Genomic DNA, 18848 nt, shown 5'->3' with positions numbered 1-18848 from the left:
ATTGCAATAATGTAGACGCAGTATGTAAATCGCTTTCGGGCATCGCCACATGCGCGTCGAGAGAAGCCCGGGGCGAGAAAACACTGAGACCCTGCACGGCCAAAGACTCAAAGACACAAGGTCTCAAAGACGCAAGAGCTCAAAAGCTTATCGCCACCGGCATTGAGCAAAATGGCGGCGCCACGAAGAACCGCTCAATGTCCGGCTCTCTCGTGGCAACCCCATCGCAAGAAAGCCTTAACGCGGCCCGAACACCTCTTCAAAGGAAGCGGCCTGCGGCATGCCACGTATCTTCTGAACCAACCCCGTGTCATCCTTGATCACGATACCGGGCGTGCCGCGAAAGCCCATATCCAGCATCAACAGGCGATTGTCCTCAAGGGTTCTGCGCACGCTGTCTGAAATTTTGGCCAGGGGCTTGATGCCACCCTTGTCGAAATTCAACTCGTTTTCGACGAGCGCAGCCGAAGGATCGGAGGCCTCGAGAATCGCCGCCGCCTTGCCCGGGCTGTCTTGGCGGATCACGCCGACCATAATGTGCCGCAACTGCACCTTGCCAGCATCAACCCAGGGACGCGCCGCCTCCCAGAAACGATGGCAATACGGGCAATTGGCATCGCTGAAAGTGTAGATCACGCGCGGCGCGTTGGCGCTGCCATCACGCACCCACTTGGCGGCCTCCAGCTGCGCCCAGGTTTTGTCGCTGATGGGTTTGGCGGCCAGCTTTTCCAGGGTTTCGTCGTCCAGCGACTCACCCTTGCTGTCGAGGCGCGTGCCAAGAATGGCATTGCCATCGCTGGTGACATAGATGGCAACCGGCTGATCGCCGGCAACGGCGGCAAATGCCCGCAAGCCGCCGCCCACCTTGAACTCCTGCATGACAACCAGCCCCTGGCCCTCCAGCGCCTTCAGGACGGCGGGCTGTTCTGTGGCCTGAGCATAGCTGCCCGCAGACAGAAGCATAAGGCCGGCAATAAGAGAATGACGCAGGGAATGGGGCGAAGGCCACGAGAACATGATTACTCCGTATGTGACGGGGAAGAAAAAGAAAAGCGACGCGACAAGGTGTGCTTCAAGGTAGCCATCGTAAGCTCCCCAAGATGGGTATCCACCAGCCGACCCTGCGCATCGAAGAATAGGGTTGCAGGCAGGCCGCGCGCGCCCATCGCGTGCATCATGCGCGATGCCGGGTCCAGAAGCATATCCTTAAACTCCAGATGTTCGCGCCCGAGAAAATCACGTATGTGCTGCGCGCTTTCGCCTTGATTGATCAGCACGAAGTTGACCTGGGGGAATTCCGCCTGCGCCTGCTGCAATACCGGCATCTCACGCCGGCAGGGCGGACACCAACTGGCCCAGAGGTTAAGCACGACGGGTTTGCCTAAGTAGGCGTCCAGACTGACCGATTGCCCATCCAGCGCATGCAGCGCCACATCCGGCAGCGGCAGCGGCGGCGCCTGCGTCCGCAACTGCTGGAGCACGCCAGCGGCCGCAAACCACACCACCACGCCAGCCGCAAGGCCAGACAGAAGCGGCGCGCGCAGCGCCCGGCTACTTCGGGTTTTCCACCAGACCAGAGCCAAGGCGACGCACACGCCGGCCCACCAGCTAAAACCGCCATCACTCAAAGACACTATGCTTCTGGGCGACGCGGCATAGTCGGGCCACCACATGGCCACATAGACCAGACGGGCCGCGACCGCCCCCCAGAAAACCGCATCGAGCAGCAGGCCATGGACAGAGCCCGGGACCTTGCGGGCAGCCAGCCGCGCCGTCACCCAGGCGATGAGCACCGCAGCAAAGAAAAAAATCACTTCAAACGAATAAGGCCCGATGCCCGTCATAGCACTCCCATCAGATCCGCAAACCCTCTTTCGCCCTCCTGGCGGGGCAACCCTTGCCGCCCCCGATGGCGGGCGAGGCAGGCGCAAGCGCGCAGCCTAGGTAATGATGCGCTGACAGGCAGTTAAGTTCAGACCGCTCAGAAGAAACAGCCCGATATCACGACCAGCCCGGACTAGCGCCACAGACTATCGATGTCACGCCAGAACGCGGCAAGCGCTGCGCAAGGCCTCAGTTAGGCTCAGCATCCGTCTGCTCAAGCTGGCGCAGGCAGGCATCGGCATCGGCCAGTTGATGCTCGCTAAACACCCGGATACCCTCACTTTGCAGCAAGGCGGCCGTGACGCCCATGCCCGGCATACGCCGGCCAGAAAAACTGCCATCGTAAATACGTGCCGAGCCACAGGAAGGGCTATCCTCCTTGAGCACAGCGATACGAACCGCATGGCGGCGCGCCAGGATCAAAGCCTGCGCCGCCCCGAGCCTGAACGCGGCCGTTACATCCTGGCCCCGAGCGTCCAGCACCCGCGCTACACCCACGAGCGCCTGAGCGCCGCCGCCGCCAAGCAACTCTGCAGGCGGGCGCGGCACCGGCATGCCGCCCGCAACCTCAGGGCACACCGAAACCACACGGCCTTCAGCCAGCCAGCGTGTCAACACATCGCTATCGGCACGCTTGTGGCTACCGTTGTAACGGACGGGGCTGCCAAGCAGACAGGCGCTGACGAGAACAAATTCCATAATACGCGCAGGGTAAACCTTGCATGATACGCGCCCCGCCCCTGGCCCCTCCTGTGCTGCGAAGCTGCTTGGGATCTGCCGGTCCCTGGTCCTGGTCACGGACGCCACCGAGCCGACGCGAATGAAAGGGCAAAGGGCGGCGAACAACAATACAACCGCCATGCCCTCCCCTTGCAGCGAATCGAGTTCAGCACTAAATTGTTGACAATCAAAGCCAGAAACTCCATCCAGCTCACACCCGATGGCGATTAACAGCATAAATTGTCAACACAATGGCTAAAGCCCTCCTTCTTTCCGAGCCAGACAGCGAAACCCTGTCGGATCAGCTTTTCCGCAAGCTGCAATCGGCCATTGTTAAAGGCGATATCGCCCCTGGCAGCAAGATTTCCGAGCCCGAACTGGCGCGTGCGCACGGCGTCAGCCGCGGCCCGTTGCGCGAAGCCCTGCATCGCCTGGAAGGACAACGGCTGCTGGTGCGCGTACCGCACGCCGGCGCACGCGTCGTCTCCCTGAGCCAGCAGGAACTGTGCGAGCTCTATGAAATCCGCGAGTCGCTCGAAGGCATGGCCTGCCGGCTGGCAGCCGAGCGCATGTCGGCCACCGAGGTCCAGGAACTGCGCGACGTACTGCTGGCTCACGAGAAAGATGCCGCTTTCCAGGCTGGTGTCGGCTATTACCAGCAGGAAGGCGACTATGACTTTCACTATCGCATCGTCAAAGGCAGCGGCAACGAGATGCTGTTCCGCATGCTGTGCGATGAGCTGTATCAGCTCGCCCGCATGTATCGCATCCAGTACTCGAACACGCCCAACCGGCCACGGCAGTCTTATGCCGAGCATCACCGCATTCTGGACGCCATTGCCGAGCGCGACGGCGAACTGGCGGAAATCCTGATGCGCCGGCATATCCGGGCGTCCCGTCTCAATATCGAGCAGCAAATAACCCTAGGCAAGCAACAAAAGAGCGAAGCATGAACCATTCCTATCGCAAGCCCCTGCAGGGCACTCGTCTGGACTATTTCGACGCACGCACCGCCGTCGAGGCCATCGCCCCCGGCGCCTACAATGAACTGCCTTACACCTCAAGGGTACTGGCCGAGAACCTGGTGCGCCGCTGCGACCCGGCCTTGCTGAGCGATGCGCTCAAGCAGCTTATCGAACGCCGCCGCGACCTCGACTTCCCCTGGTATCCGGCGCGCGTGGTCTGCCACGACATTCTGGGCCAGACCGCGCTGGTGGATCTGGCCGGTTTGCGCGATGCCATCGCCGACAAAGGCGGAGACCCATCCAAAGTCAATCCGGTCGTGCCGGTGCAACTCATCGTGGACCACTCGCTGGCCGTGGAATACGGGGGCGACGATCCCCAGGCCTTCGAGAAAAACCGCGCAGTGGAAGACCGCCGCAACGAAGACCGCTTTCACTTCATCGACTGGACCAAACAGGCTTTCCGCAATATCGATATCGTGCCGCCGGGCAATGGCATCATGCACCAGATCAACCTGGAGCGCATGTCACCGGTCATTTACACCCAGGACGGCGTAGCCTTCCCCGATACGCTGGTCGGCACCGACAGCCACACCCCCCACGTTGACGCGCTGGGTGTGCTCGCCATTGGTGTGGGCGGCCTGGAAGCCGAGAATGTGATGCTGGGCCGCGCATCGTGGATGCGCCTGCCCGATATCGTCGGCGTCTCCCTGAGCGGGCGGCCACAACCCGGCATCACCGCCACCGACATCGTGCTCACGCTGACCGAGTTTCTGCGCAAGGAGAAAGTGGTCGGTGCCTATCTGGAGTTCTACGGCGAAGGCGCCGCGGCGCTCACACTGGGCGATCGCGCAACGATTTCCAATATGGCGCCCGAGTACGGCGCAACGGCGGCCATGTTCGCGATCGACGAGCAAACCATCGCCTATCTGCGCCTCACCGGACGCGATGAAGAACAGATTGCGCTGGTGGAAACCTATGCCAAAACCGCAGGCCTCTGGGCCGACAGCCTGAAACAGGCCCGCTACGAACGCGTATTGAACTTCGATCTGGCCAGCGTGGTGCGCACGCTCGCCGGCCCGTCCAACCCCCATCGCCGCCTGCCCGTCTCGGCGCTGGCCGAACGCGGCATCTCCGGTCAGGTGGAACATACACCGGGCTTGATGCCCGATGGCGCGGTCATCATCGCCGCCATCACGAGCTGCACCAACACCAGCAACCCGCGCAATGTCATCGCCGCCGGCCTGCTGGCGCGCAACGCCAACCGCGCCGGCCTGACGCGCCAGCCCTGGGTCAAGAGCTCATTAGCCCCCGGCTCTAAAGCCGTTGCGCTCTATCTCGAAGAAGCCGGCCTGCTGCCCGAACTGGAAAAACTCGGGTTTGGCGTCGTGGCCTTTGCCTGTACCACTTGCAATGGCATGTCGGGCGCCCTCGATCCGAAGATTCAGCAAGAAATCATCGACCGCGACCTCTACAGCACCGCTGTGCTGTCGGGCAACCGCAATTTCGACGGCCGTATCCATCCCTATGCCAAGCAGGCTTTCCTGACCTCGCCGCCCCTGGTCGTGGCTTACGCTATCGCCGGCACTATCCGCTTTGACATCGAGCGCGACGTACTCGGCGTCAGCGCCGAAGGCAAGGAAATCCGCCTTCAAGACATCTGGCCCAGCGACGAAGAAATCGATGCCGTCGTAAGCAAGGCCGTCAAGCCCGAACACTTCCGCAAGGTTTATGCTCCCATGTTCGGCATCCAGAACGAGCGGCACGCCGCCGTGGACCCGCTCTACCCCTGGCGTCCCATGAGCACCTATATCCGCCGCCCGCCCTATTGGGAGGGCGCCCTGGCCGGAGAGCGCACCCTGCGCGGCATGCGGCCGCTGGCGCTGCTGGGCGACAACATCACCACCGATCACCTTTCGCCCTCCAACGCCATTCTGGCCGACAGCGCGGCAGGCGAATATCTCGCCAAAATGGGTCTGCCCGAGGAGGACTTCAACTCCTACGCCACCCACCGGGGCGATCATCTGACCGCACAGCGCGCCACCTTCGCCAACCCCAAACTCTTTAACGAAATGGTGAAGAACGCCGACGGCAGCGTGCATCAGGGTTCACTGGCCCGGGTCGAGCCGGAAGGCCAGGTGATGCGTATGTGGGAAGCCATCGAAACCTATATGGAACGCAAACAGCCCCTCATCATTGTGGCGGGCGCCGACTACGGCCAGGGCTCTTCGCGAGACTGGGCGGCCAAGGGCGTGCGCCTGGCCGGGGTAGAAACCATCGTGGCGGAAGGCTTTGAACGCATCCACCGCACCAACCTGATCGGCATGGGCGTGCTGCCACTGGAGTTCAAACCCGGCGTGAACCGCAAAACGCTGGCGTTGGACGGCACCGAAACCTATGACGTCATCGGCGAACGCCGCCCCCGCGCCGACCTCCAGCTGGTCATTCACCGCCGCAACGGCAGCAGCGAATCCGTCAGCGTGACCTGCCGCCTGGATACCGCCGAAGAAGTTTCTATTTACGAGGCCGGTGGCGTGCTGCAACGTTTCGCCCAGGACTTTCTGGAAGCCCGCGCCAAGCAACAACAAGCAAGCTGACCCCCACGGCCCCTCACCCTCTTTACTGACATCAGGACCGCGTCATGGCATATGCTCCTCAGACCCGCATCCCGGCCACCTATATGCGTGGCGGCACCAGCAAAGGCGTTTTCTTCAAGCTCGACGACCTGCCCGAAGCGGCCCGCGCGCCCGGCCCGGCGCGCGACGCTCTGCTTCTGCGCGTGATCGGCAGCCCCGACCCCTACGGCAAACAGATCGACGGCATGGGCGGCGCCACGTCCAGCACCAGCAAAACCGTCATCCTGTCCAAAAGCAGCCGCCCGGACCATGATGTGGACTATCTGTTTGGCCAGGTGTCCATCGATCGGCCTTTCGTGGACTGGAGCGGCAACTGCGGCAACCTATCGGCGGCCGTCGGCCCCTTCGCCATCCGCAACGGCCTGGTCGATAAGCTGCCCGCCAATGGCGTGGCCGTCGTGCGCATCTGGCAGGCCAACATCGGCAAGACCATCATCGCCCACGTCCCCATGAGCGATGGCGAAGTTCAGGAAACCGGCGATTTCGAACTCGATGGCGTGACCTTCCCCGCCGCCGAGATCGTGCTGGAATTCATGAACCCGGCCGAAGACGGCGACGGCGGTTCCATGTTCCCGACGGGCAATGTCATCGACGAACTGGATGTGCCGGGCGTGGGCCGCTTCAAGGCCACCTTGATCAATTCCGGCATCCCGACCATCTTCCTGGAAGCCGAAGCCCTGGGCTATCAGGGTACCGAGCTACAAGATGACATCAATGGCGATGCCGCCGCGCTGGCGCGATTTGAAACCCTACGCGCATACGGCGCGCTGAAAATGGGCCTGATCAATACACTCGAAGAAGCTGCCTCGCGGCAGCACACGCCCAAAGTCGCCTTCGTCGCCCCCGCCCGAAGCTATACCGCCTCCAGCGGCAAACCCATCGCCGCGTCGGATGTGGATGTGCTGGTGCGCGCTCTGTCCATGGGCAAGCTGCATCACGCCATGATGGGCACCGCCTCGGTCGCCATCGCCACCGCTGCCGCCGTGCCCGGCACCCTGGTCAACCTGGCCGCTGGCGGCGGCGAGCGCGACAGCCTCTGCTTCGGCCATCCCTCAGGCACCCTGCGCGTCGGCGCCAAGGCCGAAGCCGTCAAGGGCGAATGGACCGTCACCAAAGCCATCATGAGCCGCAGCGCCCGCGTTCTTATGGATGGCGCGGTGCACGTGCCGCGCAACGCCTTCTGAAGCGCGCGCGGGCGCCTCTTGCGCCCGCGCGCCACCCGGCACTAGACTGCCGGCCCGTTTCTACTCTCCGGTCTTATCCTCATGGCGCTGCATAGCTGGCTGATCTACCTGGCCGCCGTCACAGGTCTGTCGCTCACCCCAGGTCCCAATACCCTGCTCGCTCTCACGCACGGCGCCTTACACGGGCATCGCCGCGCCCTTTGCACCATTGCGGGTGGCGCCCTGGGCTTCATCGCCCTGATCGGACTCTCCATGCTCGGCATCAGCGCGCTGCTCAAAGCCTGGGCGCCCGCCTTGACCGTACTGAAATGGGCAGGCGGCGCCTACCTGATCTGGCTCGGCATCCAACTCTGGCGCTCACCAGGCGTGCAGTTGCGGCCCGCCCCCCACATGCTGCACCCCCGCGCCACCCGCATGTTCAGCCAAGGTTTTCTGTCGGCGATCGCCAACCCCAAGGCCCTTCTGTTCTACGGCGCCTTCCTGCCGCAATTCATCGACCCGGCACGCAGCCTCTTCACCCAATTCGTCATCATGGCCGCCACCTTCGCCGGCATCGAATTCATGGTCGAATACATGCTGGCCCGCATGGCCCATCGCGCCCGCCCCTGGCTGGAGCGTTCGGGCAAGCGCTTCAACAAAGTCTGCGGCGGCCTGTTCAGCATCATGGGCATCGCCCTGCCCACGACCTGAAACGCCAAAAATTTTTATCGCAGCCTTGCACATCAGGCAAAAACCTGTGTATAATTCTTTTCTTCGCTGAACACGCAACAACGTGAACACGAAGCATGCGGGAGTAGCTCAGTTGGTAGAGCGCAACCTTGCCAAGGTTGAGGTCGCGAGTTCGAGACTCGTCTCCCGCTCCAAATTCTTCATGATTGCCCAAGCATTCATGATAAAAGCCAGGAAAAAGCCGAAAACAATGTTTTCGGCTTTTTTTCGTCTTGCAGCAAGCCAGAACATCTGGAACACAGGAACTTCGACAGACCTGCTTTAAGATCGTTGTGCCCGCTTAGCCCGATCGGGCGCCATGCCGCCGGCATGGCCTTGGGCCCTCAAAAGCACTTAGTCTTTACGGCCAAACAAACGGCCTATCGAATACCGTAGCTGCGACCACATGGCTTTCAGGCCAATGGACAACATATTCAGCTCACCCTCATCTTTGCTGGCGCGCCCGCGCGTTTGCGTGCGCGCGATGACCAACTGCATCTGCGCCTGTAGCTGCTGCACCTGGCTCAAGATGGCCTGCGCCTGATAGAGAATGGCTTGCGCATCGGCATTCGAAGCCGCGCAAGGCATGCCGGCCTGTGCGGCGGCGCCTGACGCTGCGGCCGCGCCAGCCGGCGCCACGACGGGGCTTGCCAGCGGCGCCTCAGAAGCCACGCCTGCCTCGCCTTGCACCATGCGCGCAAGGTTGCGCTCGAACTGCCCCAATATCTGGCCTGCAACCTCCGCGATCATGCCGCTGCCACGGCCGTATTGCGCCACCGCCCCCGACAGCGTGAGATCGGTGCTGACCTCCACCTCGGTGCCCCCATCGGCCGAGGGAGTCAACGCGAAATTGAAGTCAGAACTCGCCGATCCCCGCCCTTTGGGGTCCAGGCCGGCGCCATGCAGATAGGCAATATGGTTCTGCTCATCGGTGCGCACCATTTCGACCGTGCCATCGAAAGACAGCTTGATCGGTCCCAGTTTGATCGTCACCGAACCCTGGTACTTGTTTCCGTCGATCACATCATGCAGCTTGGCTCCCGGTAAACAGGGCATGATGCGAGGCACGTCCAGCATCAGCGCCCAGGCCTGATCCAGCGGCAGAGGGACATGGAATCGGTTCTTGAAATTCATGACTGCATTTCCTGTTGTGTACTGCCGCCCGCCTGATCGATCAATTCCAGCAAACGCATGGGGCTAAGCGGAAACTCGTTGATGCGCACCTGCAGAGACGCCAAGGCCTGCTCCACGGCGGCGATGATGGCCGCCGCGACAGCGATGGTCGAGCACTCGCCCACACCCTTTACACCTAAAGGATTCAGCGGCGTAGGCGACGGGCAGTACAACACCTCGATATGCGGCACCTCAGGCGCGGTTGGCAGCAGATATTCTGCGCAAGTCGTCGACAGCGGCTGGCCCTCAGCGTCATAGGACATCTGTTCAAACAAGGTATTGCCTATCCCATGCACCACCCCGCCGACGACCTGCCCCTCAACGATCAAGGGATTGATCAAGTTACCGCAGTCTTGCACTGCTACATACCGCAGGATCTCGATAGCCCCCGTGCTAGCGTCCACCTCGACCTCGCAGGCATGCGTCGAGCCTGCATAGGCCTGATCGTCGCAATGAAAGTGCGCCGTGCATTCCAGGCCCGGCTCGGTCTTGAGCGGCAGGCTGTAACCGGGCACGCCCTTGAGCACCATGGCCAGGCGAGCCAGGCTGATGGTTTCCTGGCTAGCGCTGCTGCTGACAATGCCATAGGCGATGTCCAGCGAGTCTTCGGGCACCTTCAGTATGGCCGCGGCGGCCAGCAACACCTTGCTGCGCAGCTGCGCCGACGCCTGGGTGACGGCGGACCCCGCCATGATCGCCTGACGGCTGGCGAATCCTCCCATGCCAAAACCGATATGGCGGGTGTCGCCGGCATGCACATCCACACCGGCCGGATCTACGCCAAAGTAGGCCGCACAGATCTGCGCCAGCGAGGTCTTGATGCCCTGCCCCATCGCCAGCGCCCCCGTGGCGATGGCGATCCGGCCCGAAGGGAATATCTTGACAGTCGCCGACTCGTAGGGGCCTCGGCCGGTCGGCTTCACCGCATTCGCTAAACCCAGACCGCGGTATTTACCCGAGGCGAGAGAAGCCTCTCGCCGCCGCTCGAAACCAGGCCGATCCATCGCGGCTTCGGCCATCGCCTGCATGCGGGGAAAATCCCCGCTATCGATCACCAGCGGCACCCCTGCGCGCGACTTCAAAGGCTTGGTGTAGGGAATCTTGCTGGTGGGGATAAGATTCAACTCGCGACAACGGATCGCATCCAGCCCGGTCCGGCTGGCCAGCCTTTCCATCAGGCGGTCCATGACGAAGGCGGCCTGCGGATAACCCGCGCCTCGCACCGTAGCAACCGGCACCTTATTGGTGTAAGCCACGTCCACCGTAAGCGAAAACGCCGGCACGACATAGGGCCCGGTCATGGACGATGCCGCGTTGTACGGCACGTTCGTACCCTGCGGCGTATAGGCGCCATGATCATGGATGAAGTTGCCACGCAGGCCGCGAATGCGGCCTTGCGCATCGGCAGCCAAGGCCACCGTCCAGAATTGATCGCGCTCCTGGATCGAGGTCAGGAAGTTCTCGCGCCGGTCCTCTACCCACTTCACAGGCCGCCCGATCTTGCGCGCGACAGCGGGAATGGCGATTTCTTCAGGGTAGATCATGAATTTGACGCCAAACCCCCCGCCGACATCCGGCGTGATCACGCGCAGCTGATCTTCCCGCTGCCCCAACATCAAAGCCAGGGTGTAATGCAGTTCGTGGGCCATCTGCGTCGATGACCACACTGTCAGCTCATTGCTGGCGACATCCAATCGCGCCAAGACGCCGCGCCCCTCGATGGGATGGGCACAACCACGATGCACCGAGAAAGACTCTTCGATCACAATCTCGGCGCCAGAAAATGCCTGATCCACATCGCCATAAGCGAGGGTGTAATTCTGCAAACAATTGCTCTGCAACTCCGTACGCACCAGCGGTGCGTCAGGAGCCAGCGCAAGACGGGCATCCGCCACAGCGGGAAGAACCTCGAAGTCAATGTTCACCAGCGCCATGGCATCTTCGGCAAGATGCCGAGTCTCGGCCACGACCACCGCAATGGCCTCGCCGACAAAAGCCACCTCATCACGCGCCAGGACGAACGGCAAGGTATTGTCGGGCAACACGGCGAACGCGAATCCCAAGGGCAAACGCCAATGGGTGAGCTCATCCATCAAGTCCTGCGCAGCGAACACGCCGCACACGCCGGGCAACGCTCGTGCCGCAGACAGATCGATGGACTTGATCCGTGCATGAGCGTGCGGACTGCGAACAAAGCAAGCGTGCAATACCCCCTCGACACGCACGTCGTCCAGGAAGCGGGCCTGGCCTGTCAGCAAGGCCTCGTCTTCCAGGCGTTTGAAGGACTGGCCGATGCCCGGCAACAGCGTGGCAGCCGCCTTTTCCGGCTCGAGACTTTCATTGATGCCCATGGCAAGTCCTCATCACCTCGGCCGCTTTTTGCACCGCGCGCACGATATTCTGATACCCGGTGCAGCGGCACAAATGCCCGGAAAGCACATCACGGATCTCCGCTTCGCTAGGATCGGTATTTCTCTCGAGCAACTCCACCACCGACATCAAAATACCGGGCGTACAGAACCCGCATTGCAGGGCATGCAGTTCACGAAAGGCCTCCTGGACCGGATGCAAGTTGCCCTGCTCGTCGGCCAGACCCTCGATCGTGCGGATGCGCTTGCCCTGGGCCTGAACCGCCAGCATGAGACAGCTACGCATCGAATGCCCGTCGACCTGCACCGTACAGGCGCCGCACACGCCATGCTCACACCCCACATGCGTGCCCGTCAGGCACAGTTCCTGGCGCATAAAGTCGGCAAGATTGACTCGCGGTTCGGCGCAGGCCGTCAGATTGCTCCCATTGATATGCAGCGTGATGGGACGGCTGCCCGAAGAAGTGCTACGACCCATGCCGTGCTCCTGTGCGAGAAAGCGCGAGCCGCAGCGCCCGCGCCGTATATTCTTTGGCAAGCCGCTGACGGTACCACCCCTGCACATAACTATCGCTGGACGCCTCTACCTGGCCGCACAGTTCTGCGGCGCGGGCGATATCGTCCGGCGTGGCCTGTGTGCCCAGCAGGCTGTTTTCGGCATCGGACATGCGCAGAGGAAACGGACCCACGCCGCCGAGCGTGATGCTGGCGCGGCTAACGCGGCCATCCTCATCGCGCAGCAACAATACGGCCGTCGAGACAATGGCGAAATCGCCATGACGGCGCGAAAACTCCAAAAAGGCCCAACCGTGGCCCGCCGGCCAGGGCTGCACCCGCAGACCTGTCAATAGCTCGTCGGGCTGCATGCTGGGCGTCATGTAGGCGGCCGGAAACTCGGCCATGGGAATGGCCCGCTCCCCACGCACACTGGACACCGTCAGCACGGCGTCCATCGCCATACAGACCGTGGGGATCTCCGCTGAAGGATCGAGCTGGCAAAGGCTCCCCCCGACCGTTCCACGGTTACGCGTCTGGCGGTGGCCCACGTTCAGAATGGCCTCTTTCCAGAGCGGCAGCCGCATGGCGATCAACTCGGAGAATTCGACATCCCTCTGCCGGGTCATGGCTCCCACGCGAACCTGGCCTTCCTCCTCGCGGATATAGGCCAGCTCGGATAAGGCGTTGATATCCACCAGGCAATCCGGAAAGGCGAAGCGCATATTGAGCATCGCCATCAGAGACTGGCCGCCAGCCAACACGCGCGCGTTCTCCTGAGAGGACAGCAAATCCAGTGCCGCCGCCAGCGTGTCAGGAGCGTAGTAGTCGAAAACGGGAGCCTTCATGCGCCGTGGCCTCAGATCTTGGAGAGGTCCAGCGACGAAGCCGCGAACAATTCCTCGGGCCGGACCAGGCGTTTAGACATGCCCTGGTCGTGGTGATAGTTGGCGAAGGTTTCGATGGTGTGCCGGTTGGCATCAAGCCCATAGGGCCAGAAATCCGGGCCCATCAAAGCCTGGGCCTCGTTGTAGTGATGCACCATCCAGGGCAGCGTGACGGCAAGATGGCAGAGCTCGTTCAACTCATGAACGGCCAGTTCCTTGGCCTTGATAAAGGCCTTATAGACACTCACCGGCAGCCAGGGATTCTCCTGCACCAGAGACTTGCGGATGCCCACCATATGCATGATCGGGAAAATACCCGTGCGTCGGAAGTAATCCTTCTCGACCTCGATGTATTCGTCGCCGAACAGACGGCCGACATGTTCCGCGCCACGCAGGAAACACGAAGGCGCGCGCGCGCCGATATAGCCGTCGATCTCGCCTTTCTCCAGCATGTCGGAAAGCGTGCGGTCATCGGGAATCTGCTCCAGACTGATATCGGCCGGCAAATCGATGGGCGCGCGCTCGCCGCGACCCGGTTCTTCGATGCCGCCGCGCACCCATTTGATCTGGTTGGGCCGAATACCGAACTCATCTTGCAAAATGCCGCGAATCCAGACATTGGCGGTGATTTGGTATTCGGGCACGCCGATGATCTTGCCTTTGAGATCTTCAGGCTTGCGGATGCGGTCGGTGCGCACATAAATGCCCGAGTGGCGGAACACACGCGACAGAAAGGCCGGGATGCCGACATACTGGTTATCTCCGCGAGCTGTCGTCATCATGTGACTGCTCATCGAGATTTCAGTGACATCGAACTCTTCGTAACGGAAGGCGCGATGAAAGGCTTCTTCCGGCTCCAGCGACACGACGTTGACTTCACAACCCTCTATCCCCACTCGGCCATCCTTCAGGGCCTGAGTTCGGTCGTAGTTGCCAATGGACATGCTTAACTTCAGTTTGCTCATGATGCGTCCTTAGTTGATCTTCAGGTCAATCTTTTGGGCCAGGTCTTTAAAGCGGCCGATGTCGTTGTCAATCATGGTTTGGAACTGCGCGGGACCGTCGTTGGCCACGGTATAGCCAAGGCTGGCAAGCTTCGCCTGCACATCTTCGCGCGCGATGATTTTCTGTACAGTCTGTTGCAGCTTCTCGACAACGGCGCCGGGGGTGCCCTTGGGCGCCAGCAAACCATGCCATTGATTCAACTCATAGCCGGGAAAACCCAGCTCGGCGACAGTCGGAACATCGGGTATGAGCGAGTTGCGCTCAGGTGACGTAACCGCCAAAGTGCGCAGCTTTCCGCTCTGAATGAAGGGCAGCGCGCTTGATGCGGTCACGAAGGCGGCGCCGACCTGATTGCCCATCACGTCGTTCATCGCAGCGCCGCAGCCCTTGTACGGAATGTGCGACATCTTGACCTTGGCCGCCATATTGAGCATTTCTCCGGCCAGATGCTGCGGCGTTCCATTGCCGCAGGAAGCAAAAAACACATCGCCCGGCTTGGCCTTTGCCGCGGTGAGCATTTCCTTGAGCGTCTTATAGGGCGACTCGGCGGGCACGATGATCACCGAAGGCACAAAAGCGAAATTGATGACGGCGGAGAAATCCTTGCTCGGATCAAAGGGCAGATTACTGAATACCGCAGGATTGACGGCGAAGGAACTATTAACCATCAAGAGGGAGTAGCCATCCGGGGCGCGTTGCGCCACCAATCGCGCGCCGATGTTGCCACTCGCCCCGGGACGATTCTCAACGATGACGGACTGCCCGAGTTCGCCGTTGAAATAGTTGCCGATCAGCCGCGCCAGCAGATCCGTGCCTCCGCCGGGCGGAAAGGTGACGGTGATTTCTATCGGTTTGTTGGGAAAATCGCCGGCCGCCACGGCAGCCGGACTGACGATGGCCCCACCCAGCAAAGTCAGCGCGCCCAAGCGCCTGGATTGGCGCAGACAAGACGCCCCCAGCCGCATAGCGGCACGCGCTGGACGCGCGGTGGCGAGACTGACGGAACAGGACTGCAGAAACGAACTAAGCATGGAATTTCCCCTTGGTTTTTTTAGAAACAAGACTGGCCAGCAATCTGCACTCGCAGCATGTCGAAGAACACACTGCCTGCCAGCACTGCAAAAACGCCATGCCCTCTGCGGACTGACGCCGACCCCATCAACCAGCCGAGCCCTGGCGATTGCGGTCGGTTGAGCTTCAACCAGACCCATCGCTTGGCTTCGACCTCTGCTTACGCGCTGCCAATAACCGTTAGTACACTGAGTTATTAGTCAGTATACTGACCGTATTTTTGAATTGTCATTAGGGTTTGCGCCTATCATTGAAAACCCCTTGTTTAGCGATGAAATTCCTCGGGTAAGCCCTAGCCAGTCGCATGCCAAGACCATGCACTTTGGCCGCTATTGTGCAGCATACTGATTAAAAAATCGCAAACTGGACAGGACATGAAGGGCACTCGCACGATGCACGCCCGCGAATGACAAGAGGCCCGCATGGCGGGCCTCGCTTCTTGCTGCTTTCGCTGATGCTCAGCGCACCTGGGCGATGGCGGCCAGCGCCTGATCCAGAGGCATGACCGCCGCGTACTTCTGCTGCATATCAAACAGATTGGCCTCATGCGGCCCGATGGCGCGGTCGCCTACGCAATCAGAGACCACCAGCGGCCTGAAACCGGCGGACATGGCATCGACCACACTCGCGCGCACGCAGCCGCTAGTGGTGGCGCCCGCCACCACTAGCGTCTGGACCCCACGCTGGGCCAGCCAGGGCGCGAGCATGGTGCCGAAGAATGCCGAGGGCGTGGCCTTGCGCACCACGTACTCCCCCGCCTCGGGCGCCAACTCAGGCACGATGGCGCTTGCGTGTGAGTGCTCTTTCAGTGTCAGCATGCCTGGCACTTTGATGCTGAAAATATTGCCGTCGGCATCATCATCGGCGTAGACAATACGGGAATGCGCCACTGCCCAGCCCTGCTCACGCGCGGCGTCGAGCAAGACGCGCGTACGCGCGATGGCCTCGGGAATATTGCCACCGCCGAACTGCGCCGGATCGGCAAAGCCATTAACGAAGTCGATGATCAGCAGCCCGAAAGGCGCTTTGAGCGGCAGGTCGGTGCCAAAGCCCTGCCGTTGGTAGGTGTCGAGTTCATTGTTCATGATATGAGAACCTTATGAATTACTCAGGGATATCAGGAGACGACCTTACCGTCCTTCACGACCGCCTCACCATCGAGCATCACCGTGCAGGCGCGCAAGGGAATATCGATGTGGCAGGCGGTAGTACGGCTGCCTCCCGCCTCGTTGTTCGGCCCCAGCGAAAACAGGAAATTCCCTTCATAGGCACGCGCATCCATGCCTATGGTCGCCTCACGGTCGTACATCCCCAGCGTTGACCAATGAGCACGCGGCTGCAAACCCCAGCCGATATGCGAGATCGCATAGGCTTCGGGGTCTTTGAAAGAGGCCATGTATTCACTGAGCAGCTCGGCGTCTACACCGCCGGTGATGCGCGTGGCGTAGCCCTGCTCAACGGTCAGCACAATACGTCCGCTGGCATAGGACTTCTGCGGCAGCAGGATGTCGCCAGCATCGATGACGATGGTGCCGTTGCTGCCGCCCTCGTCGGGCCAGGTCAGCACAAAACCGCTAGGCCAGTGATCCCAACGGCCGGGTTCATCAACGAAACCGTACTCGCTGATGGCCGGGAACTCCCCCAGCCGGCAATGCAGATCTGTGCCCGCCGCCGAGGTCACCCGCATTTCTCCTGCCCGCGCAAGACGCGCCGACGCGGCTTTTACCCGTTCGCGGTCTGCCTCGGTGGGCACTAGCCGGGCCAGGATCTCCGGCGGCTCCACCGCCAGCAGAATCTTGGTGCCTGTTTGCAGAATCTCGTGCTGCTCCGGGGAGAACAACAGAGTCATCAAATCCAGCACCAGATCGCTGGCCTTGAGCATGGCGATAGCGGCCGGATTGCCGGTCAGAGGCGTCGTGCCCAAGTAGGCCAGCGCATCACGGCTGAGCGCCTTCTCGCCATTGACCGGCGGCAGATCGAGCCGGTTGACGATGGCACCCTTGGCCTGGGCGGCGATGAGCGCCGTCGCGAGCGTCTGGGGATGAGTGGCCGCGCTGGTCAGAATGGTGACCGTCTGTCCGGACTGAAGACGAGACAGCGTGAGCACCTGCTCCCAGGCGCGGATCATTTCATAATCGCTGACAGGCATGTCTCACCTCCGTCCGTTCGGAATGGATGCGCCGAGAAAATCGCCCAGGCTGGCATAAAACCCTTCTTCGTTATCCCAGGGAATCATATGACCCGCGTCAGCAACCCTCACATGGGCGGTCCCTGGCGCCAGGCGCTGAATCTCGGCCGCGTCTTCGTCGCGCACCACATCGCCCCGCTCGGCGCTCAACAACAGCAATTGCGCCTGCACTTGCGGCAGATCCGCATGGATATCGTCCATCGCGAACCCATCGAAACTGGCCACAATGGCGCGTTCGTCGCAGGTATGCAGCCACTGCGCGCGCAACTGGCGCTGCTCCTGGGTCCAGGTCGGGCAGAAAGCCAGCATGTCTTCGGCCGACATCCCCGCCCGGGCCTGCGCCATCGAGCCCACATACCAGGGCAATTTGGCCGGGTAAGCCCTGCGCCCCGGCCCGGAAACGGGTGGATCGGCCATCACCAGGCGCACCAGGCCGGCGGGCTGGCTGCGCGCAGCGCGTATACCGATACGCGCGCCCATGGAATGGCCCAGCACGCTATAGCGCGCCAGGCCCAGCGCGTCGGCAAACGCGAGCAGATCGGCCGCCTGCGCATCAAGGCTGTAGTCCAGCGAAGCATCGGCCTGCGACAGTCCGCGCCCGCGCACATCCAGCACATAGGTGTCGAACGCCTGACCCAGGCGCTCCGCCACAAAACCCCAGGTCACGGCCGGACTGGTAATACCCGGCACGATGATCACCGGATCACGGCCTGGCTGCTCTCCGCCATAACGCAGATAGTGCTGGCGAATACCATTGGCGTGCACCTGCGCGCCATACAGATAAGTGCTCATCGCAGCGCCCCTTCAGTATGCGCCCGACAGCAAGGCGCCTGCGCCCGGCACGACCGGCTCCAATTCCAGCGCCTTAAGCATGGCATAAGTCGTCGCGACCGCGGCAGTCAGCACGGGCTTGCCAGTCAGCGCTTCGACCTTGGCGATGGCCGGCAGCGAGGGCATCTGCACGCAGGCCGAGAGCACGATCACATCGGCGTCTTGGTAGTTCATGCCCAGCACGATCTCGGGCAGACGCGCCGGATCATGCCGCCCGACCTCCAGATTGTCGGGAATTTCTAGCGCGCGATAATCCACGACCTCATAGCCCTCGTTGGCGATATAGCTCACCACCAACTCCGTCAGGGGCTTCATATAGGGCGCGACGACAGCGATCTTGCGAGCGCCCATCACTTTCAGGGCATCGACCAGCGCACCGGCGCTGGTAATGACCGGCGCCTCGCCACCATTGCTGGCGGTGTGTGCGGTCAAACGCGCCTGAGACTGGCGATGGTAGCCATGTCCCATCGCCATAATGGCCACCAGGCAGGCGTAACCCAAGACGTCCACGCGGGCATCGCTCAGCTCCAGAGCGCAGCGGTCTGACTCCGCATCCATGGCCGCGAGCTCCTCCTTGACCACTTTCTTCATCCGCATCCGGCTCGAATGAAAAGTGAAGCGTTCCGGGCGGATCTGCTGGCGCGCCAACAACATAGCGGGAATCTCCGTCTCCATCGTCGTATTCGAACTCGGCACGATCTGACCGATACGGTAATTTTTTTGCATGATTTGCTC

The 18848-nt window shown here is 61.6% G+C and carries 17 protein-coding genes and 1 tRNA gene; 5 read left to right on the top strand and 13 right to left on the bottom strand.

What is annotated here, in order from left to right; all coding sequences use genetic code 11:
• Window positions 1–237 precede the first annotated feature (237 nt).
• The 3 genes from dsbG to U0029_RS03795 all read right to left on the bottom strand — a co-directional run bounded on the left by dsbG (window position 238) and on the right by U0029_RS03795 (window position 2583).
• The gene (gene dsbG, locus U0029_RS03805; RefSeq protein WP_012418370.1) at window positions 238–1017 is read right to left on the bottom strand and encodes a thiol:disulfide interchange protein DsbG; all 780 of its coding nucleotides are present in this window, start codon (window positions 1015–1017) and stop codon (window positions 238–240) included.
• A gap of 2 nt (window positions 1018–1019) precedes the next feature.
• Window positions 1020–1844, bottom strand: a complete 825-nt coding sequence (locus U0029_RS03800; RefSeq protein ID WP_114852250.1) for a TlpA disulfide reductase family protein — start codon at window positions 1842–1844, stop codon at window positions 1020–1022.
• 229 nt (window positions 1845–2073) lie between these two features.
• Complete coding sequence (locus U0029_RS03795; protein ID WP_114852249.1) at window positions 2074–2583, bottom strand: DUF523 domain-containing protein; 510 nt, start codon at window positions 2581–2583, stop codon at window positions 2074–2076.
• Window positions 2584–2855: 272 nt separating this feature from the next.
• Between U0029_RS03795 and U0029_RS03790 the strand changes: the two genes are divergently transcribed.
• From U0029_RS03790 to U0029_RS03770, 5 genes are all read left to right on the top strand, one after another.
• The gene (locus U0029_RS03790) at window positions 2856–3557 is read left to right on the top strand and encodes a GntR family transcriptional regulator (protein ID WP_114852248.1); all 702 of its coding nucleotides are present in this window, start codon (window positions 2856–2858) and stop codon (window positions 3555–3557) included.
• On the top strand, window positions 3554–6163 hold the full coding sequence (gene acnD, locus U0029_RS03785; RefSeq protein WP_114852247.1) for a Fe/S-dependent 2-methylisocitrate dehydratase AcnD: 2610 nt from the start codon (window positions 3554–3556) through the stop codon (window positions 6161–6163). The genes U0029_RS03790 and acnD overlap by 4 nt, the downstream gene beginning before the upstream one ends.
• A 44-nt stretch (window positions 6164–6207) precedes the next feature.
• Complete coding sequence (gene prpF, locus U0029_RS03780; RefSeq protein ID WP_012418375.1) at window positions 6208–7386, top strand: 2-methylaconitate cis-trans isomerase PrpF; 1179 nt, start codon at window positions 6208–6210, stop codon at window positions 7384–7386.
• An 81-nt stretch (window positions 7387–7467) separates the two neighbouring features.
• Window positions 7468–8076: a LysE family translocator gene (locus U0029_RS03775; RefSeq protein ID WP_012418376.1), complete on the top strand. Its 609-nt coding sequence runs from the start codon at window positions 7468–7470 to the stop codon at window positions 8074–8076.
• A 97-nt stretch (window positions 8077–8173) separates the two neighbouring features.
• Window positions 8174–8249 (top strand) — tRNA-Gly (locus U0029_RS03770).
• Between the two features lie 199 nt (window positions 8250–8448).
• Here the strand turns inward: U0029_RS03770 and U0029_RS03765 are convergent.
• From U0029_RS03765 to U0029_RS03720, 10 genes are all read right to left on the bottom strand, one after another.
• The gene (locus U0029_RS03765) at window positions 8449–9228 is read right to left on the bottom strand and encodes an SRPBCC family protein (RefSeq protein WP_012418377.1); all 780 of its coding nucleotides are present in this window, start codon (window positions 9226–9228) and stop codon (window positions 8449–8451) included.
• Complete coding sequence (locus tag U0029_RS03760; RefSeq protein ID WP_012418378.1) at window positions 9225–11618, bottom strand: xanthine dehydrogenase family protein molybdopterin-binding subunit; 2394 nt, start codon at window positions 11616–11618, stop codon at window positions 9225–9227. Before U0029_RS03760 ends, U0029_RS03765 begins: the two co-directional genes overlap by 4 nt.
• Window positions 11605–12114: a (2Fe-2S)-binding protein gene (locus U0029_RS03755; protein ID WP_114852246.1), complete on the bottom strand. Its 510-nt coding sequence runs from the start codon at window positions 12112–12114 to the stop codon at window positions 11605–11607. The genes U0029_RS03760 and U0029_RS03755 overlap by 14 nt, the downstream gene beginning before the upstream one ends.
• The gene (locus U0029_RS03750; protein WP_114852245.1) at window positions 12104–12979 is read right to left on the bottom strand and encodes an FAD binding domain-containing protein; all 876 of its coding nucleotides are present in this window, start codon (window positions 12977–12979) and stop codon (window positions 12104–12106) included. Before U0029_RS03750 ends, U0029_RS03755 begins: the two co-directional genes overlap by 11 nt.
• Window positions 12980–12990: 11 nt before the next feature.
• The gene (locus U0029_RS03745; protein WP_082011630.1) at window positions 12991–13986 is read right to left on the bottom strand and encodes a substrate-binding domain-containing protein; all 996 of its coding nucleotides are present in this window, start codon (window positions 13984–13986) and stop codon (window positions 12991–12993) included.
• 6 nt (window positions 13987–13992) lie between these two features.
• Window positions 13993–14988 (bottom strand): Bug family tripartite tricarboxylate transporter substrate binding protein, encoded by a 996-nt coding sequence (locus U0029_RS03740; RefSeq protein ID WP_114852244.1) that lies wholly within the window; start codon window positions 14986–14988, stop codon window positions 13993–13995.
• 564 nt (window positions 14989–15552) lie between these two features.
• Complete coding sequence (locus U0029_RS03735; protein ID WP_114852243.1) at window positions 15553–16179, bottom strand: isochorismatase family protein; 627 nt, start codon at window positions 16177–16179, stop codon at window positions 15553–15555.
• A gap of 32 nt (window positions 16180–16211) precedes the next feature.
• Entirely contained in the window at window positions 16212–17243 is a 1032-nt protein-coding gene (locus tag U0029_RS03730) for a M29 family metallopeptidase (RefSeq protein ID WP_012418384.1), read from the bottom strand.
• Between the two features lie 3 nt (window positions 17244–17246).
• A complete protein-coding gene (locus tag U0029_RS03725; RefSeq protein ID WP_012418385.1) occupies window positions 17247–18074 on the bottom strand; it encodes an alpha/beta fold hydrolase in 828 nt (275 codons plus the stop codon).
• Window positions 18075–18086: 12 nt separating this feature from the next.
• Window positions 18087–18839: a maleate cis-trans isomerase family protein gene (locus U0029_RS03720; RefSeq protein WP_012418386.1), complete on the bottom strand. Its 753-nt coding sequence runs from the start codon at window positions 18837–18839 to the stop codon at window positions 18087–18089.
• Window positions 18840–18848 lie beyond the last annotated feature (9 nt).

This window comes from Bordetella avium, from assembly GCF_034424645.1.
In the GTDB taxonomy this organism is placed as follows: Bacteria; Pseudomonadota; Gammaproteobacteria; order Burkholderiales; family Burkholderiaceae_B; genus Bordetella; species Bordetella avium.
The sequence above is the reverse complement of the archived record's forward strand: the minus strand, read 5'-3'. Positions and strand labels throughout refer to the sequence as shown.

Bases quoted from the DNA above. Each gene is read 5' to 3' on its own strand.
- U0029_RS03735 (WP_114852243.1), bottom strand. From the start codon at position 16,179: ATGAACAATGAACTCGACACCTACCAACGGCAGGGCTTTGGCACCGAC.
- U0029_RS03765 (WP_012418377.1), bottom strand. From the start codon at position 9,228: ATGAATTTCAAGAACCGATTCCATGTCCCTCTGCCGCTGGATCAGGCC.
- U0029_RS03730 (WP_012418384.1), bottom strand. From the start codon at position 17,243: ATGCCTGTCAGCGATTATGAAATGATCCGCGCCTGGGAGCAGGTGCTC.
- U0029_RS03720 (WP_012418386.1), bottom strand. From the start codon at position 18,839: ATGCAAAAAAATTACCGTATCGGTCAGATCGTGCCGAGTTCGAATACG.
- U0029_RS03740 (WP_114852244.1), bottom strand. From the start codon at position 14,988: ATGCGGCTGGGGGCGTCTTGTCTGCGCCAATCCAGGCGCTTGGGCGCG.
- U0029_RS03800 (WP_114852250.1), bottom strand. From the start codon at position 1,844: ATGACGGGCATCGGGCCTTATTCGTTTGAAGTGATTTTTTTCTTTGCT.
- U0029_RS03760 (WP_012418378.1), bottom strand. From the start codon at position 11,618: ATGGGCATCAATGAAAGTCTCGAGCCGGAAAAGGCGGCTGCCACGCTG.
- U0029_RS03750 (WP_114852245.1), bottom strand. From the start codon at position 12,979: ATGAAGGCTCCCGTTTTCGACTACTACGCTCCTGACACGCTGGCGGCG.
- U0029_RS03755 (WP_114852246.1), bottom strand. From the start codon at position 12,114: ATGGGTCGTAGCACTTCTTCGGGCAGCCGTCCCATCACGCTGCATATC.
- dsbG (WP_012418370.1), bottom strand. From the start codon at position 1,017: ATGTTCTCGTGGCCTTCGCCCCATTCCCTGCGTCATTCTCTTATTGCC.
- prpF (WP_012418375.1), top strand. From the start codon at position 6,208: ATGGCATATGCTCCTCAGACCCGCATCCCGGCCACCTATATGCGTGGC.
- U0029_RS03795 (WP_114852249.1), bottom strand. From the start codon at position 2,583: ATGGAATTTGTTCTCGTCAGCGCCTGTCTGCTTGGCAGCCCCGTCCGT.
- U0029_RS03775 (WP_012418376.1), top strand. From the start codon at position 7,468: ATGGCGCTGCATAGCTGGCTGATCTACCTGGCCGCCGTCACAGGTCTG.
- U0029_RS03725 (WP_012418385.1), bottom strand. From the start codon at position 18,074: ATGAGCACTTATCTGTATGGCGCGCAGGTGCACGCCAATGGTATTCGC.
- U0029_RS03790 (WP_114852248.1), top strand. From the start codon at position 2,856: ATGGCTAAAGCCCTCCTTCTTTCCGAGCCAGACAGCGAAACCCTGTCG.
- acnD (WP_114852247.1), top strand. From the start codon at position 3,554: ATGAACCATTCCTATCGCAAGCCCCTGCAGGGCACTCGTCTGGACTAT.